Origin of the sequence: Mesorhizobium sp. M0028 (genome assembly GCF_040323855.1) — a bacterium.
Lineage (GTDB): Bacteria > Pseudomonadota > Alphaproteobacteria > Rhizobiales > Rhizobiaceae > Mesorhizobium.
The window spans coordinates 435760-450104 of sequence record NZ_JAMYVG010000001.1 but is presented as its reverse complement, the minus strand read 5'-3'; the positions used below and the strand labels follow the sequence as shown (position 1 = coordinate 450104).

At 61.7% G+C, this 14345-nt stretch carries 25 protein-coding genes; 13 read left to right on the top strand and 12 right to left on the bottom strand.

Translation table 11 applies throughout. The features are described from left to right. Window positions 1-16 precede the first annotated feature (16 nt). The 12 genes from NKJ93_RS02270 to NKJ93_RS02215 all read right to left on the bottom strand — a co-directional run bounded on the left by NKJ93_RS02270 (window position 17) and on the right by NKJ93_RS02215 (window position 7719). Window positions 17-913: a helix-turn-helix domain-containing protein gene (locus tag NKJ93_RS02270; RefSeq protein WP_352587363.1), complete on the bottom strand. Its 897-nt coding sequence runs from the start codon at window positions 911-913 to the stop codon at window positions 17-19. Next, window positions 910-1128 (bottom strand): hypothetical protein, encoded by a 219-nt coding sequence (locus tag NKJ93_RS02265; RefSeq protein WP_352587360.1) that lies wholly within the window; start codon window positions 1126-1128, stop codon window positions 910-912. Before NKJ93_RS02265 ends, NKJ93_RS02270 begins: the two co-directional genes overlap by 4 nt. Beyond that, a complete protein-coding gene (locus NKJ93_RS02260) occupies window positions 1125-1985 on the bottom strand; it encodes a phosphoadenosine phosphosulfate reductase domain-containing protein (RefSeq protein WP_352587358.1) in 861 nt (286 codons plus the stop codon). Before NKJ93_RS02260 ends, NKJ93_RS02265 begins: the two co-directional genes overlap by 4 nt. Further along, a complete protein-coding gene (locus NKJ93_RS02255; protein ID WP_352587355.1) occupies window positions 1982-2539 on the bottom strand; it encodes a GcrA family cell cycle regulator in 558 nt (185 codons plus the stop codon). Before NKJ93_RS02255 ends, NKJ93_RS02260 begins: the two co-directional genes overlap by 4 nt. Beyond that, a complete protein-coding gene (locus NKJ93_RS02250; protein ID WP_352587352.1) occupies window positions 2536-3213 on the bottom strand; it encodes a hypothetical protein in 678 nt (225 codons plus the stop codon). The genes NKJ93_RS02255 and NKJ93_RS02250 overlap by 4 nt, the downstream gene beginning before the upstream one ends. Beyond that, window positions 3210-3908 carry a sigma-70 family RNA polymerase sigma factor gene (locus tag NKJ93_RS02245; protein ID WP_352587349.1) on the bottom strand — a complete coding sequence of 233 codons (699 nt, stop codon included), beginning with the start codon at window positions 3906-3908 and terminating at the stop codon, window positions 3210-3212. Before NKJ93_RS02245 ends, NKJ93_RS02250 begins: the two co-directional genes overlap by 4 nt. Beyond that, on the bottom strand, window positions 3908-4276 hold the full coding sequence (locus NKJ93_RS02240) for a hypothetical protein (RefSeq protein ID WP_352587346.1): 369 nt from the start codon (window positions 4274-4276) through the stop codon (window positions 3908-3910). Before NKJ93_RS02240 ends, NKJ93_RS02245 begins: the two co-directional genes overlap by 1 nt. Before the next feature lie 102 nt (window positions 4277-4378). After that, window positions 4379-4813: a hypothetical protein gene (locus NKJ93_RS02235; protein WP_352587343.1), complete on the bottom strand. Its 435-nt coding sequence runs from the start codon at window positions 4811-4813 to the stop codon at window positions 4379-4381. A gap of 12 nt (window positions 4814-4825) precedes the next feature. Continuing rightward, a complete protein-coding gene (locus NKJ93_RS02230; RefSeq protein WP_352587340.1) occupies window positions 4826-5308 on the bottom strand; it encodes a hypothetical protein in 483 nt (160 codons plus the stop codon). Window positions 5309-5560: 252 nt separating this feature from the next. Continuing rightward, window positions 5561-6838, bottom strand: a complete 1278-nt coding sequence (locus NKJ93_RS33555) for a DUF2312 domain-containing protein (protein ID WP_502904374.1) — start codon at window positions 6836-6838, stop codon at window positions 5561-5563. A gap of 138 nt (window positions 6839-6976) precedes the next feature. Next, the gene (locus tag NKJ93_RS02220; protein ID WP_352587337.1) at window positions 6977-7477 is read right to left on the bottom strand and encodes a GIY-YIG nuclease family protein; all 501 of its coding nucleotides are present in this window, start codon (window positions 7475-7477) and stop codon (window positions 6977-6979) included. Next, window positions 7474-7719 (bottom strand): YdaS family helix-turn-helix protein, encoded by a 246-nt coding sequence (locus NKJ93_RS02215; protein ID WP_352587334.1) that lies wholly within the window; start codon window positions 7717-7719, stop codon window positions 7474-7476. The genes NKJ93_RS02220 and NKJ93_RS02215 overlap by 4 nt, the downstream gene beginning before the upstream one ends. A 70-nt stretch (window positions 7720-7789) precedes the next feature. Between NKJ93_RS02215 and NKJ93_RS02210 the strand changes: the two genes are divergently transcribed. The 13 genes from NKJ93_RS02210 to bet all read left to right on the top strand — a co-directional run bounded on the left by NKJ93_RS02210 (window position 7790) and on the right by bet (window position 14345). After that, window positions 7790-8122, top strand: coding sequence for a helix-turn-helix domain-containing protein (locus NKJ93_RS02210; RefSeq protein WP_352587332.1), 333 nt, complete (start codon window positions 7790-7792; stop codon window positions 8120-8122). A gap of 128 nt (window positions 8123-8250) precedes the next feature. Further along, a complete protein-coding gene (locus NKJ93_RS02205) occupies window positions 8251-8715 on the top strand; it encodes a hypothetical protein (protein ID WP_352587329.1) in 465 nt (154 codons plus the stop codon). Window positions 8716-8843: 128 nt separating this feature from the next. Beyond that, entirely contained in the window at window positions 8844-9029 is a 186-nt protein-coding gene (locus NKJ93_RS02200; protein ID WP_352587326.1) for a hypothetical protein, read from the top strand. A 2-nt stretch (window positions 9030-9031) separates the two neighbouring features. Further along, a complete protein-coding gene (locus NKJ93_RS02195; protein WP_352587323.1) occupies window positions 9032-9244 on the top strand; it encodes a hypothetical protein in 213 nt (70 codons plus the stop codon). Window positions 9245-9570: 326 nt separating this feature from the next. Then, on the top strand, window positions 9571-9993 hold the full coding sequence (locus tag NKJ93_RS02190) for a hypothetical protein (protein WP_352587321.1): 423 nt from the start codon (window positions 9571-9573) through the stop codon (window positions 9991-9993). Beyond that, entirely contained in the window at window positions 9990-10205 is a 216-nt protein-coding gene (locus NKJ93_RS02185; protein WP_352587318.1) for a hypothetical protein, read from the top strand. Before NKJ93_RS02190 ends, NKJ93_RS02185 begins: the two co-directional genes overlap by 4 nt. Further along, the gene (locus tag NKJ93_RS02180; protein ID WP_352587315.1) at window positions 10202-10477 is read left to right on the top strand and encodes a hypothetical protein; all 276 of its coding nucleotides are present in this window, start codon (window positions 10202-10204) and stop codon (window positions 10475-10477) included. The genes NKJ93_RS02185 and NKJ93_RS02180 overlap by 4 nt, the downstream gene beginning before the upstream one ends. Continuing rightward, window positions 10474-11487: a hypothetical protein gene (locus tag NKJ93_RS02175; RefSeq protein ID WP_352587312.1), complete on the top strand. Its 1014-nt coding sequence runs from the start codon at window positions 10474-10476 to the stop codon at window positions 11485-11487. The genes NKJ93_RS02180 and NKJ93_RS02175 overlap by 4 nt, the downstream gene beginning before the upstream one ends. Beyond that, complete coding sequence (locus NKJ93_RS02170) at window positions 11487-11723, top strand: hypothetical protein (protein WP_352587309.1); 237 nt, start codon at window positions 11487-11489, stop codon at window positions 11721-11723. Before NKJ93_RS02175 ends, NKJ93_RS02170 begins: the two co-directional genes overlap by 1 nt. Then, complete coding sequence (locus tag NKJ93_RS02165; protein ID WP_352587306.1) at window positions 11723-11938, top strand: hypothetical protein; 216 nt, start codon at window positions 11723-11725, stop codon at window positions 11936-11938. The genes NKJ93_RS02170 and NKJ93_RS02165 overlap by 1 nt, the downstream gene beginning before the upstream one ends. Continuing rightward, complete coding sequence (locus NKJ93_RS02160) at window positions 11938-12621, top strand: GIY-YIG nuclease family protein (protein WP_352587303.1); 684 nt, start codon at window positions 11938-11940, stop codon at window positions 12619-12621. The genes NKJ93_RS02165 and NKJ93_RS02160 overlap by 1 nt, the downstream gene beginning before the upstream one ends. Then, a complete protein-coding gene (locus NKJ93_RS02155) occupies window positions 12602-13234 on the top strand; it encodes a 3'-5' exonuclease (RefSeq protein WP_352587300.1) in 633 nt (210 codons plus the stop codon). Before NKJ93_RS02160 ends, NKJ93_RS02155 begins: the two co-directional genes overlap by 20 nt. A gap of 28 nt (window positions 13235-13262) precedes the next feature. Continuing rightward, window positions 13263-14345, top strand: a complete 1083-nt coding sequence (gene bet / locus NKJ93_RS02150; RefSeq protein WP_352587297.1) for a phage recombination protein Bet — start codon at window positions 13263-13265, stop codon at window positions 14343-14345.

Here is a 14345-nt window from a genome sequence, read left to right as displayed (position 1 = left end):
AATTTTTCCTCGTTGTTCATGCTGCTGCCTGTGTCTTTGGGTCGGGCCAGCGGGTCTTGGTGCGATAGAGCGGCTTTTCCTTGCGCACGATCGACTGGACGCCGCTCTCACCGAACCTGGACCGGATCGATCCGAGCCATGACGACCATTCCGGCCGGTCCGGGGTGATGAGGAAATCGCCGTCGGTGTCGAACTGCGGGCCGCCGTCGAGTTCGGCAAAGATGCGCTCGCTCAGATATGTGACCAGGCGCGGCGGCTTCTTGCGGCACGCCATGAGCTTGCGGTAGGTCCCGGCCTGGGCGATCGCCGCGGCTCGCGCTTCTTCCGAAAGGTTGCGGAAGATGCCGGCGCAGTGGTGACGGTTGTCTGGACGAAGCAGGATAGGCCATTCATCCCAAAATATAGAAAAATCCCCCTCCCATTTCGTGACCGGCGCGGCCTCTGTGATTGGAGGAGGAGGTTCTTCTGATGGTTCTTTCTGATGGTTAATAGGGGCGCCACCAGTGGCACCCTCCCCCGCGCCATCAGTGACACCCTCGAGGGCGCCATCCGAAGCGTTTTCATCGTCACGGGAAGGGATGTCAGAATGACACCCTACCCCCAACATCTTGTGGTTGGCCGTCAGCGCCCCGCGCTCGACAGGATCAGAGATGATCCGGTACACGTTGGCGCCCTGGCGTCCGCTTTCGGCGAAGTCGGCGCGCGCCTCAATGAAGCCAGCATCGATCAAGAGGGCGATGTTCCGCTGCACGGTCCGGCGGGTCATTGAAGCCTCGCGCTCAACCGTAGCGATGCTCGGCCAGCACTCGCCTGTTTTGTGGTTCGCGTGGTTGCAGAGTGAGATGAGCACGAGTTTCATGCCCGCGCTCGGGATGTCCTGCTCCAATGCCCATGCGACGGCCTGGATGCTCATGCCACCTTCCCTGCCGCTTCTGCTTCGACCTTGACCGCAACGCGATAATCTTCCTCGATCGTGCGGAGGATGATGACCTCAGTGCGCTTGGCCGCGATCTCGTGATCTGGACGCGCGTTGCGGCCGGTCGAGAACTTCTCGAGCCAGTCGTTTTTCGCGACAATCATCTGGCGGACGCAGTGAAGCTTGGTCGCGTAGGTGATGGGCTCGCTCATGCGGCTTCCGCCCCGCAGTGAAGGCCGCACTCGACGTCATATTCTTCATCGTCCCCGGTCATCCCGGGCATGAATGGCTGTGTGAGCACTTCCTGCTCGATATCGGCGAATGTACGGTCACGATTAAACTGGCCGCCCCTACCCTGTGCCGAGACGGACGCGAGGTCTTCTTGGCGCTTCCACCAGTCGACCATTCCGGGATTAGCTCGAATGAGCTCCTTGAGTTTGCTCCTGCTCTTCAGGAAACACAGATCGCAATTTCCTTCGTGGGATTGAAGCTGGAGATCGAACTCCTGAGCATCCCAGAACGCCTTGATGTCACGGACGGCAACCTTCGCCTTCGAAAGAGGCATGACCGCCGTGTAGCGCTCCTTACCGGCATCGTTCCGAGCGAGCTGCTTAAGAACGCGATGGCCCTCATCGTACCGAAGACCGACAGCATTCACCCACCGATCATAGCCGAGGGACCGCATAAACTTGGTCATGGTGTGAACCTTGAGCTTAGCGGTGCAAAAGCGGCTCACGCCATTGGGTACGATTCCGTATTTCCTGATGACGCCGGCGAACGGTTCTCCCGATCGGCTTGCAGAATTAAAGCCCACCCGCTGAAAACCGATGTTGGTATCCGTCCACTCCAACCAGTGCACGGGGACATTCCACCTGCTCTCGCACTCGTGGACGAACCGAAGCGTCTCCTCGCGCTCCTTGCCCGTGTTGGCGAAGGCGACAATCACATCGTCGGGCAGCTTGCCGTCATAGGCCCGCAGGATCTCATGCAACATGAAGGCGCTGGTGCGCCCGCCAGAGAACGAAATCAGCGCCGGGCCGGTGATCAGGTAAGGATTCACCTGTCTCATGCCGCCTCCGCTTGTCGGGCTTGCCGCGCCTTGTGCGCCCGGCAGTAGCTCTCAAGGGCGTCGACGAGCGCGCCGCAGCAAAGCGATTCCTTAGTCGCAGGCGCGTCCAGGCTCATGTCGATCGGCCAGCGGCAGCGATCAAACAGGCAGTCGATGAAGCGCATTCCTACCGACGGCGCGGCCACGCTGGACACGTGGCGCCGCGGCGATGGTATCCGGTGGCGGAATGCCTCGCCCTCGCGGTCCTGGTCGCCTATGGAGCGCAGGAAGAGGTTTGCCGGCAGTGTGTAGGGTGCCGGGGCGCGTGGAAGGCGTGGAGCGGAGCCTGCCTTTCTCGGCCGGCCGCCGTTCCTGCCACCTTTCGGACCGGCAAAGCCGATCTTGTTCAGCGTCTTGTTGCGGCTGACGATGCCGATGATGGCGTTACGCGTGACATCCCTGCCGCTTGAGGCGCTGAACTCTGCGGCGATCTTCAAAGCCGACAGACCTTCCTTCAACCATTGCTCGATGGTGACGATCTCAGCGTCGGTGTAGCCTCTCTTGCCGGTGCTCATGCTGCATCTCCCCCGAAGAGTTCTGATTGTCGGGCGTCCTTGCGGTCGAGCATCCGCAACACGGTCTCGCCATGCCACGCCTTGTCCCAGACGAACCAAGCATTGAGCATCGGCGGGGCGCCCATTCCGGTGAAGTCGATTCGCCAACGCATGAGATAGACCCGAGCAGGGGGCGTTCTTGCCCACAGGGAAGCCCGCCCAGCGGCTCCAGGCCAGTTGTAGGGAAGCAGGAGAGCCATGTATTCAATGCCAAGCACGTCGAGCGCGTGAGACGGCCAAGCACCATTGCCATTGCACTCGGCGAATGGCGGGTTGGTGATGATAGCTTTTGACGGCGCTTCCCGGAAATCGTAGTATGACCGGATCGTTGCGCCACTGCCTCTATCAACCAGATCCGATGCGACGACCGAGAAACCGAAGTCCTTTAGTTCGCGGACCATCGCCCCATCGCCTGCTGCCGGCTCCCAGATTTCTTGGAAGTCGCGCAGCCTGCTCATCTCAGCCGACAGAAGCGCGCGGGTTGGCTCTGGAGGCGTCGGGTAGAAATCGTCCACTTCACGCTCCAAGCCGTCGACGCGCTCATAGCTGCCGTCCAGATTCCGCTGAACGACCGGCTTCGACTTCTTGCCGGTGGCGCGAAACAGGCCGCGCGCTGAGGGTGCAACTTGGCTCATGCGCGCACCGTCCGCCGCCGAGCCGGCGCGCCGAGCACGACGCGCAGCCGAGCCAGCGCACCTTGTTCGATCTGGCGCACTCGCTCCTTGGAGATGCCAAGCAAGGCGCCGAGTGTGTCCAGCGTCGACGCTTCTTCGGCCAGCCAGCGGGCTTCGATGATCGTCTTCTCGCGCTGACTGAGGATCTTTAGCGCGCTGCCGAGTATGGCCGACAGGCGCGGTCCGTCGATGGAAGCTTCGGCGATCGCGTCGGGCAGTGGATCGGGCGACGGCATGATTTCGGCAAGGGTCTGGCCGCCTTCGGTGCGCGTCGCGTCGACTGATGTCTCATTGACGAAGCGATGGCCTCGGAAGAACTGCGCCTTGGTCTTGTTGGTGATAGGCGGCTTGACCACCGTCGCGCCGATTATCACGGCTTCGGTGATCTCGTGCCGGACCCACCATTGCGCATAGGTGGAAAAGCGCAGGCCGCGTTCTGGCTGGAACTTCTTGGCCGCGATCATCAGGCCGATGTTGCCTTCCTGGATCAGGTCCTCGGCTGGAACGGGAGAGCGGGAGAATTTGCGGGCGGCGGCAACGACAAGCGGCCGGTGCGCCTCGACGATCTCGTGCAGCGCCGCCTCGTCGCGATGATCGCGCCAGCGGATGGCGAGCGACTGTTCCTGCTCACGGGTGAGGAAGGGCTTCTTGGCCATCAAAAACCCCGATCCGGCGTATACAGACAGATCGACTTCGGCGCCTTCGGATCGCCGCCCTTCGTGCACTGATGGTAGAACTCGTCCTTGGACTGTTTCAGGCGCTTGTCGCCGTAGGGGATGACCTCGCCAGTCAGTTTGATCACGTAGCCTTGCGGCGTTTCGCTGACGGCGCCTTCGCTGATCTGGCGGCAATCAGTGAAGGAGCAACATTCCCAGCCGTATTGCCAGCCGAGCGGCATGGCTGCCGTTGGCGTGGCCTCATGCGGCGCTGCCGGGAACGTCCCGAAAGCGAGCATGGCCGCCAACCCGCACAGCCACAGAACGAGACCGAGTGTCGCCGCTGTGACGGCGCGATTCGAAATCATGCGCATCTTCGTCCCCGTATCCCTCGACGAAGCGCCGTGCTTCGTCGTCGATTTCCTCGCCCGTCATGGTCAGGCGGGCGAGGATGTCTGCGACCGACCGGATCACGCCCTCGCTAGCCTGCCAAGCGCGAAGACCCGGTCTAAGGACAGACCACGGGTGTAGCGATTGTGCAGGGTTCGGTAGTTGATCCGCAGTCGGTCAGCCCACTCAGCGAGCGTGTGCGTTTTACCCTCGTAGGTGACGACGATGTTGCGGCAGGTATTGTTGGCTTGCCGCTTCTTGACCGCCCACACGCAGTTGCCGGGCTCGTAGTCACCATCGTTTTCGAGGCGCTCAATAGTGTGCCCGATGGATGGGCGTGGCCCCATGTCAGTGTAGAAATTCACGAAGCTATTGGCCCAGCGTGAGCATACGGAGATACCCCTCCCGCCGTAGCGGTCGTAGTTGGGGGTTTTCGGATTAGAGCAGCGCTGACGCATACCGGCCCAAGTGAAATACTCTGGCGATCCGGTCTTGCCATGTTTGAAGTTACGCACCGTTGCTTTCCTTCATCTTTGTAGCGCGGCCCGCTCTTTGGTCAGGCGGTCCATCTCGCTCTCGATCTCGACCATGCGTTCGGTCTCGACGGATCGCTCGATCCAATCAGATGGTCGTCGCACCGCCGCCTTGAACAGCGATGGCCCGAAGACACACAGCAGCAGAGAGAAATGCTCGGCCGACGGTCTGGATCTGCGTTCCAGCCAGTTTTGTACGGTTGCCGAGCTGATCCCGGTGGCGGCCTCGACGTGGTAGCCGGTCGAGGTCGGAAACTTGTACCGCAACCAGCCGATAAGGCCGGCCAGGTCGAACATCTCTGCGGATTGATTCCGGCAAAGTTGCGGATCGGAATTGGTAGATTTGAACACGTTGGCGCTCCACGATTGATCTCGTGGATCCTGGGCGTTCGATATCACCCGAAGCGAAAACAGCGGCGGGTTCTGGTTGGCAGCAACGCGGGAAACACGAGACTGCCATGCACGTTCGGCATGCATGGGAATGGCCTCCAAGGACGGGAACAACAGTTGGATGGCGATGGAGAGGTTTGGTGATATCGCGGCGCGCATCGTGGGAAGGTGCGCACCGCAGGGCGACAACAGAGACTTCAACCGGGCGTCGTCCCCGAAACCGGTTGAAGGAAGATGCGGGAACGCCGGCGTGACAGGGGTATGTCAGTGTCGCGGCGTTCCCGCGGACTCCTGCCGTCGCGGGCGTGTGGGCGGGGGTGTTCGACGACAGGAATAGGGTCACGACTGAGCCTCATGGGCGGTCGTGCATCTGTGGCAATGCACCTTGCCGTAGCCGGCACACTCTGAAGGGTTGAGGCAATGCGGACGGAGCGCTGCGATCGACTTCGCCAATCCAGTCTTCAAGAAGGCCGGAACCTCCGCATCGGAATTGGTGACGGCTTGCCCCGAATTGGCGTCTGTCATTACCGCTTGCGCGGCCCGATCTGGCGAGGCGGAAACCTCGTCCATTTTTGCACCGCCGGCTTCGGGGCTTGGTATGCTTGGGTCGCCGTCAGAACCCACTGGGAGTCGCGGATCGGGAGCAATTTCGGAATTGGTGGGGAGGTCGACCGAAGCCGCCTCCCCTTCGCTGCGGCCCTCACGATCCGCAAGCGTCCCGGTATCGGTCCCGACAAGGGAGGCTTCGGCTTGCGGACCTGCCTCCGGGGATGCCTCATCGTTGATCGAGGGCCTCTCTTGGATTTCGGAATTGGTTGCGTGTCTCTCCACGCTGTCACCGCCTGCGTCTTCCATTCCGTGCGGTTCGGAGGAGGTTGCTACGCTCAACCTTCCGGACGCCATCGCTGGCGAATTGGGTGCCTGTCTCTCCAGGCTGTCACCGCTGGTCTCGCTCTCGGTTCCCGTCCGGTTCTCTCCGCATTTGATTCCGCTGCAGGCACCGGCAACCCCGCCCAGAAGTTCGTTTGCCGCTTCCGGCGAATTGATTGCGTCGGTACCGGCGCCGACGCTCGCCCTACTCGCCTCTCCCGTCATGGGGGCGCCCTCAATGGCGCTGGTCCCACCGTTGTCATCGGAGGCTTTCGCTTCGGGAATGGTAACCGTTGCCGGCTCGTCGAGGATTTCGCCGGTCGTTGGATCGTGCGGAACCTCGGCCTGGATGTTGGTGTGCGTCATCGTGATGTTGGCGCCGCCATCGGCGGGCTTGGCCTTCACGGCGCGGGGAAATTCGTGAATGTTTTCTCGTGCGCTATGCGCGGGTCGCGCGGGAGGCGGTTCGAGGGCAGTCCAGTACAGGTCGTAGATGGCTTCGGTTTCCATCAACTCGGCCTGGTCCTTCATCTTGTCGCGGAACACGGCGCGCATCGCCTTGGTGTCGAAGCCGGTGCCCTTGGCCTCGGCGAACATTTCCTTGAGGTCTTCGGAGATCGTCGACTTCTCTTCCTCGAGACGCTGCCAGCGCTCGAAGAATGCGCGCAACTGCCCGGCCGCGGCGGTCTGCGACGTGACGATCGTCTCTTCCTGGTCAACCGGCTCGGATTTGGATTTGCGGATCATGGCGCCATCCCCATCAGCGCGGCAGCAGTGAGCAGCCCGCTGCCCATCCCTGCGACCACGTTGAACACGACTGCCGGACCCTTCCGGGCAAGCCGCCAAGCGGCAAGGGCAACAGGCCGGCGATGAAGAGGGCGGCGGTCATGGCGTCTGGTCCTGCATTGAAGACGGGGTGAAAATGTCGGGGCGCAGGACGCGGCGAGGAATACCGGTGACCGCCTCAACTGTGCTGAGAAGTTCGACCGCGACCTTCGACGCGTCGTTCTCCCATCGCCACCACGTGAGCCGGTCGACACCGCAGGCCTTCGCCGCTGCCTTCTGTTTGAAGCCACTCACGGCTCGCCATCGCTTGAAAATATTGCTGCTCTCAGACAACTTCGTCGATGCAGGCACCGGGATGACGTTAGCCGCGATGAAAGCCAAAAGTGGCTCCGTAACCATGAACCATTCGCCACGTGTCCGGCATTCATGGAACTTGGCATGAACGTCCAACTCGTCAGCGACGGTGCCCGGCCAGTAGCCGAGAAGAATGCACGGGAACGGTGTATCGGAAGCGATCTTGTTCAGCCGCACATTTGGCTTTTTGGAATAGCCGAGCTTGATCCGGCCGCCGCTTTCGATGGCGTAGATGAAGCCGGTCATGCTGCCGACTCCTGCTCGGGATACAGATCAGGCCGAAGCACTGAACGGGAGACGCCAGACGCCTTCTCGATCGGAATAGCCATGTCCGGCGGGATCATTCCGCGTTGTTTCCACGTCGAGATGTGGGCACGGGTTTTGCCGATCTTTTCAGCAAGCTTGGTCACGCCGCCGACCATGTCGCAGGCCGCCGAGAGAGCCGCCCGCCTTTCGGCCTTGATCGCGTCGATTGAATTTTCGCTCATGCCCCATCATACAAATGTACACATCGCTGTCAATACCATTGTATGCAGATAATTCGATACATTCGTAGACATGGCAAATTTCGGTGATCGAGTAAGGGAAGAACGGGTTGCGCGGGGCTGGTCCCTCCAGGACCTGGCGGACCGCGTGAGCAAAGCTGCCGGGATCAATTGCCCGCGCGTCACGATTGACAAGATCGAAACCCGCAGCAGCAAAAAATCCGAATGGTCTTCAGCTATCGCTGCCGCCTTCAACGTCGATCACGACTGGCTTCTTACCGGCAAAGGTCAGAAGGAAATCGCCAAGACCAGCATCGACAAGCGGCTTCGCGGCTTCAGATCGGAAGTCGGCGAGCGCTTGCGGGACCAAATCAACGCACTCATCGATCTTGAGGAAAAGCGGTAACGGATTGTTACCTATATGCAACAATAGCGGAGGATAGTTTACACGATCTCAACTTGTGATTTGCATTTCAGATCGCCGCTCCCCGACTGTCGGAACCGTACAAGAACAAAAAATCCGGCGGAAACAACATGGGAATGTCTTCAGGCAAAGACTCAATTGATCCAGTTAAAAACAACCACTTAGAGCAAGACGAACTACCAGAACTGCACGAACTCCTTGGCATCAGGGCGATAGTTCACCCGGATGGCGACGAAGCGACGATTAGACTTCGAACTTCGCAAGGCCGCATCGATCTTTCCGTCTCCCTAGCCCAGGTCGGCGCCGCCGATGCGGAGATCAGAAGCGCGGCAAACCTTATGCACTACCGGCAATCCATGAAGAAGGATGCTGGGCTCCGGGTCTTTGATGACCTTATCAAGACAGCCGTCTGCCCGACCGACACCAGCGTGCTGATCGATGGCGAGACCGGCGACAGGGTGTTCATTCTGCATTTTGCCGATGATCGGCTACCGTTGGTGGTCAGACAAACCCCGGAGCAGATGGCGTCAATCCTCGAAGAGGTGAGCGATATCTGCAAACGCGCAGCGAACTGATTCCCCTCCATGTCCCGGCCTAACCAGCCGGGATTTTTTTGTGCCAGCTGTCTACATTTGTATAAATATTCGTTTGACGTGAGTACAATTGTATGCGACTTTCTCCCGATCGAAACCGGGAGAGCCCGATGCCTACCGACATCAAGAAATGCCCATTCGAACATCCGATCGCCGCCGGCTGCAAGGTCGAGGACATCAACAGCGGTGCCGCCGTTCGCTGCGAGGATTGCGGCGCTATCGGACCTGAAAAGCCGACCTACGCGGAAGCTGTCGCCTCATGGAATGCGCGGCGCAAGCCGAGCCGGGGGCACTGACGATGAACGCCACCACCGAAACCCGCCGCACCGACTGGATCCGCAACAAGTTCTCGCCCGAGCTGATCTATCGCATCTGGCAGCAGTTCGATGGCCGTCGTTGGTCTCAGCGCCACGAGTGGCTGAACATGGATGGCACGACGCGCATGGACGATTGGATCGATGGTGCTGCCGGCTGGTGCCTTGGCTCCATGCCTGCCTCCCAAGCCATCTGAACCCCTTCCAGACACTAGAGGAGCATCGGACATGAGTATCCAATACATTCGCGAAACCTACGGAGTTCCAGCCGTTCGCGGAGGCCGCGTTGAATACACTGGCGGCAAAGAGCCGAAGCTTGGGACCATCGTCGGCGCGGATGGCGCGCGTCTGTCGATAAGGCTCGACGGTGCCAAGCATGCCCTGCCGTACCATCCGACTTGGGAGCTTCGATACCTCGAAGGCCAAGGAGAAAAGGCGGATGTTGGCCGCTTAGTTCCAAAGCATGGGAGCGGCCCGTGACCGACCCCGCCAGCCCCCCCCCAATTCAAGCAGGAGACGGGCAGTGAGCGCCTATCAAAAAATCGTCAGCGACTACCTGACCGAAACGCCGATCACGGTTCGCCGCCGGCTGCTCGACGCCATCGACGTCTACAACAACGGCTATGACGATAACCGGGAAAGCGCCATTGAGGCGATGGCCGCCTGTCGCGCCGCTTACTGGACGACGTCGACATACAGCGCCGCGCGCACCGTCGACCTGCCGCTCACGCTCAATCGTGGCGTCAACATCCGCGACGCGCTCGAGCACACCTTTCCGGTTTGGTGCGCGGATCGTCGCCCGGCCGCGCTCGACACCATCGTTCCACTCAACCGCAAGGCGGCTGTGGCGCTGTCCGGTGCCTATGCATCGTACGGCATCTGGCGCGACGAGGAATTGCTCGAGATGCGCGCCCTGCGCGATTGCCGGAAGGCGGTGGTGCTATGAAGGCGCCGCGCACCTGCCGCTGCAAGGACTGGCCGTCTGGCGGCTTCCTCTCCGGCGATCTCGCCATGGCGGCCATCGTGCTGTGGTCGAGCGGGCAGTTCTGCACCGCCGACATAGCCAACCTTCTCACCGTCGGCGAGGACCAGGTCGACCGCACCGTTCGTGCGGCGCGCGATACCGCCCGCCAGACAGACATGAAGTGGCGCGCATGATGACGATCATCGAAGCCCTCGCCGAGCATTCCGAGTGGCACGGCGACGCCAGCCCGACGACCGGCGCCACCGGTAACTACAGCATCGACCTGCAGATCGCCGATGCCTTCCGCATGATGATCTACCTGGGCGACCACACGCGGCGCCTGCGCTGGATCGAGCGTGAGGTCAGCGACCCATGCGACCAGCATATCGGCTGCCCTTGCCGGGGCGCTCTGATCCTTTGGTGGATCGCGATTTTCGAAGACAGAACCATGAGGAAAGCAGCATGACCACGTCCTATGACTGGTGGCGCGAAGCGCTCGCCAACCCGCACGAAATCGGCCGCAAGCTCAAAATCCATGACGGCGAGCCGCAGCCGGGGTTCTATCGCAAGCGGGCGCACAAGGATGGCCCGTGGGTTCCGGTAGCGATCTGGCCTGCCAACGGAGGCTTGGTCGCTGTCGTCAGCAACCGCCGCGTCGAGGCCGATGGCGTCTGGACGTTCTGCTGTGGGCACCCGGTTTCGGAAGAAGTCTATCGCGCTGTCGCGGCCGGCGGCGCATGGCCAGACGATCCTCCGGCGATCGGCCACAACTCGATCAAGTCGGATGACCCGCACGAGGCGCTTTCGTTCGAGTTCCAGGCCGAGACCGAGCTCGCCACCACATTCCTGCGCAAGCCGATCCAGACAAAGGACGACGCCGACCGCGCCGCTGTCTGGTCTAAGCGGCTGGCCGGGATCGCCAAGCGCGCCACCGATCTGCACAAGGTCGAAAAGCAACCGCATCTCGATGCCGGCCGCATCGTCGACGACAAGTGGCGCGGCCTGAAAGAGGATGCCGACGCGCTGTCGAAGAAGCTCAAGCGTCACCTCGACGACTTTCTGCGCGAGCAGGATCGCATCGAGCAGGATCGCCAGCGCAAGGCGCGCGAGGAAGCCGACAAGGTTCGGCGCGAGGCCGAAGCCGCCGCGCACAAGGCGGCCGAAGCGGCAACCACGCCGGGCATCGCCGCGAATTTTGCCGAGGAGGCGGCGCGCGAAGCCGACCGGCTCGCCGAAAAGGCCGCCGATGCCCAGCGCGACACCGAGGCGCGCAATTCAGGAGCCGGGCGCACCGGTGCCAAGGTTTCGCTGCGCACCTTCGTCACGGCTGAGATCACCGACTACGACGCGCTGGTGATGGCGCTCAAGGATCGTCCAGAGGTCCGCGAGGTCATCCAGACGCTCGCCAACCGCGCGGCGAAGTCCGGCGTCCAGGTTCCCGGCATGAAGGCAGTCGAAGAGCGGCGGGCCGCGTGATGAACCTGCCCGGCTACGACGCTTGGAAGACGACGCCACCGGATTGGAACATGCCCTATTGGCTTGAGCCGGAGGCCGACGAGCTCGCCCGCATGTACCGGAACTACGAGTTAACGCCGTTCTTCGACGGCGACGAGAGCCGGTACGAGTGGCTTTGCGAGGAGCGCGACGCCCTTGCTTGCATCGACGCCCACGTGCGCGAACCCGATGAGGAAGATTTTGAGGAGGCCGCGTGATGGACGCTCAACAATTCCACGAGATGTTCTCGATCCTTCACAACATAGACCTCTTTGCGCTGGAACAGGCCGGCGTCATCACTCCCGGCGCCAAGGGCGGCTCCGATTGGAGGCGGTTCAACAACGACCTGACCACCTTCGTGTTGAAACTGCCGGACGACAGGCGCCGCAAGCTTTGGGCGCTGGTCGAGCAGCGTCAGGGGAAAGCAGCGTGATGGGTGTGATCTACGCCATCACCTTTGCGGGCTGCCAGTCTGGCCGTCGCTACATCGGCTCGGCAGCCAATTTTCGGACGCGCATGGCCACGCATAAGCATCTGTTGCGCGAGGATCGCCATCATTCGATCGGATTGCTCCGGGCGGCGCGGAAGTACGGTGTCGACGCTATCCAGTGCGCGATCCTCGAAGAGGTCGCCGACAACAGCCACCTCGTCGAGCGGGAGCAACACTGGATCGATGCCTATGCCGGCAAACTCTACAACCGATCGCCAAAAGCAGGATCCCGCCTTGGCCTGAAAATGCCAAAGAGCGCGTGCGCGCAAATCAGCGCCAGCCTGGCCGGCAATAGCTACCGGAAGGGCATTCCGCACGATGAGGCAACAAAGGCGAAGATCGGCGCCGGCATGCGGAATGCTTATGCGGAAGGCCGGCGCAAAGCGGTAAGCAACCCTGAAAACCTCGCGGCCTACAACGCCGCGATCACTCGCGGCGACATCGTCCACCATCGACGCAACATCGAGCGCGACCAAGCGATTGTCGCCTCATACGAGAGAACCCGCTCGCTGAAGAAGACTGGCGAAGAGTTCGGGCTGACCGGCGAGGCCGTCGGCTACGCCATCAAGCGAACCACTCCATCACTGACCGCAAGAAGGAGACGAAATGCGCTACGCAATATTTGACACCGAGACGTCTGGCCTCCCAAAATTCAAGGACGCCGTCGGCAACCCGGTGCCGGCCGATCATCCGAGCCAGCCGCGCCTGGCGCAACTCGGCATCGTGCTGCTTGACGACAACCTCGTCGAGGAACGCGCGGTCGACCTGTTCGTCAAGCCGGACGGCTGGGAGATGACGCCGGAAGCAACCGCCGCCAATGGCCTGACCACCGAGTTCCTGCATGAGCACGGCGCCTCGGTGCTCGACGTGCTCGACCAGTATGCCCGCGTCGTCGACGCCGGCTATGTCATGGTCGCCTACCATGCGCAGTTCGACTGCAAGCAGATGCGCGGCGAGCTTCGCCGGGCTGGTCTCGACGATCGCTTCGAGAAGACGCTGAACATCTGCCTGATGCGATCCAGCATGAAGCTTGGCGTCAAGAAGGCCAGCGGCAAGGGCGGCTACCCGAAACTGTCCGACATCTGCGCGCATTTCGGCATCACCAACCAGCGCGCCCACGATGCCGGCTGCGATGCTCGAGCAACGGCCGACGTCTTCCGCAAGATGCTGGCGCTCGGGATCCTGCCAGAACCGGCGATCCACTACGCCAAGAACCATCCCGACCAGCAAGCCGCCTGAAACCCACCACGCGAGAGGAACCGCAACAATGAACGCCGTCACTGTCCTCCAGCCTTCCCGCTTGCCGATCGCCGCGTCGCTCGCCAAGGAATTTGACATCGGGGCCGCTGAGTGGCGGGTTCTCGTCGATCAGATATTCCCGGCAGCGCAGACCGTTGAGGCTATCTCCATGGCGCTGTCCTACTGCCGCGCCCGCAAGCTCGATATCTACAAAAAGCCGGTCCACATCGTGCCGATGTACTCGTCCGCGCTCAAGCGGATGGTCGAATCGGTTTGGCCTGGCATATCTGAAATCCGCACCACGGCGGCGCGCACCGGCGACTATGGCGGCATCGACGAGGTGATCTTCGGGCCGATGATCGAGCGCGAGTTCACCGGCGAAAAGGACGTGTGGGAGAACAAGCGCAAGGTCGGGACCGAGACCGTCATCAAGAAGGTCCGCTATCCCGAGTGGGCCAGCGTCGTCGTCTATCGCTGGGTCCATGGCGAAAAGGCTGCTTTCCACACCAAGATTTATTGGGAGGAAACCTACGCCTCGCTCGGCAAGATGGAAGTGCCGAACGACATGTGGGGCAAGCGCCCGCGCGGCCAGCTGGACAAGTGCGTCGAGGCCGCGGCGCTGCGCAAGGCGTTCCCCGAGGAAGTCGGCTCAATGTACGCGGCCGAAGAGATGGAAGGCCGCACGTTGATCGAGCATGAGGCAACCATGCCGCCAGCGCCGCCGCCGGCGCCAACTGCGAAGATTGCCGCGCCCACGGATAAGCCCGTCGAGATCGATGGCGAGGTTTTCGACGGCGAGACTGGCGAACTGGTCGAGGAAGAGATCGTCGCGCCGCCGCCGCCAGCCGCATCGAAGGCCGCACCGGCGCCGGCAAAGGCCGAGTTCACCAATCCCGACGACATGCTGAAAGATGCCGAAGTGCGGTTCAGCAAGGCCGCTGACGAAGGCGACTGGAACGAAATCCACACCGAGTTCGCTCACATGCAGGAGACGCTGTTTCCGCCAGACTGGCAGGCGCTCGTGAACATCATGTCGCGCCACTACGACCGCGTGACGATGACGGAAGACGAGCGCGAAGCCATCCGCCAGCATCCGTTCAATGGTGGATGA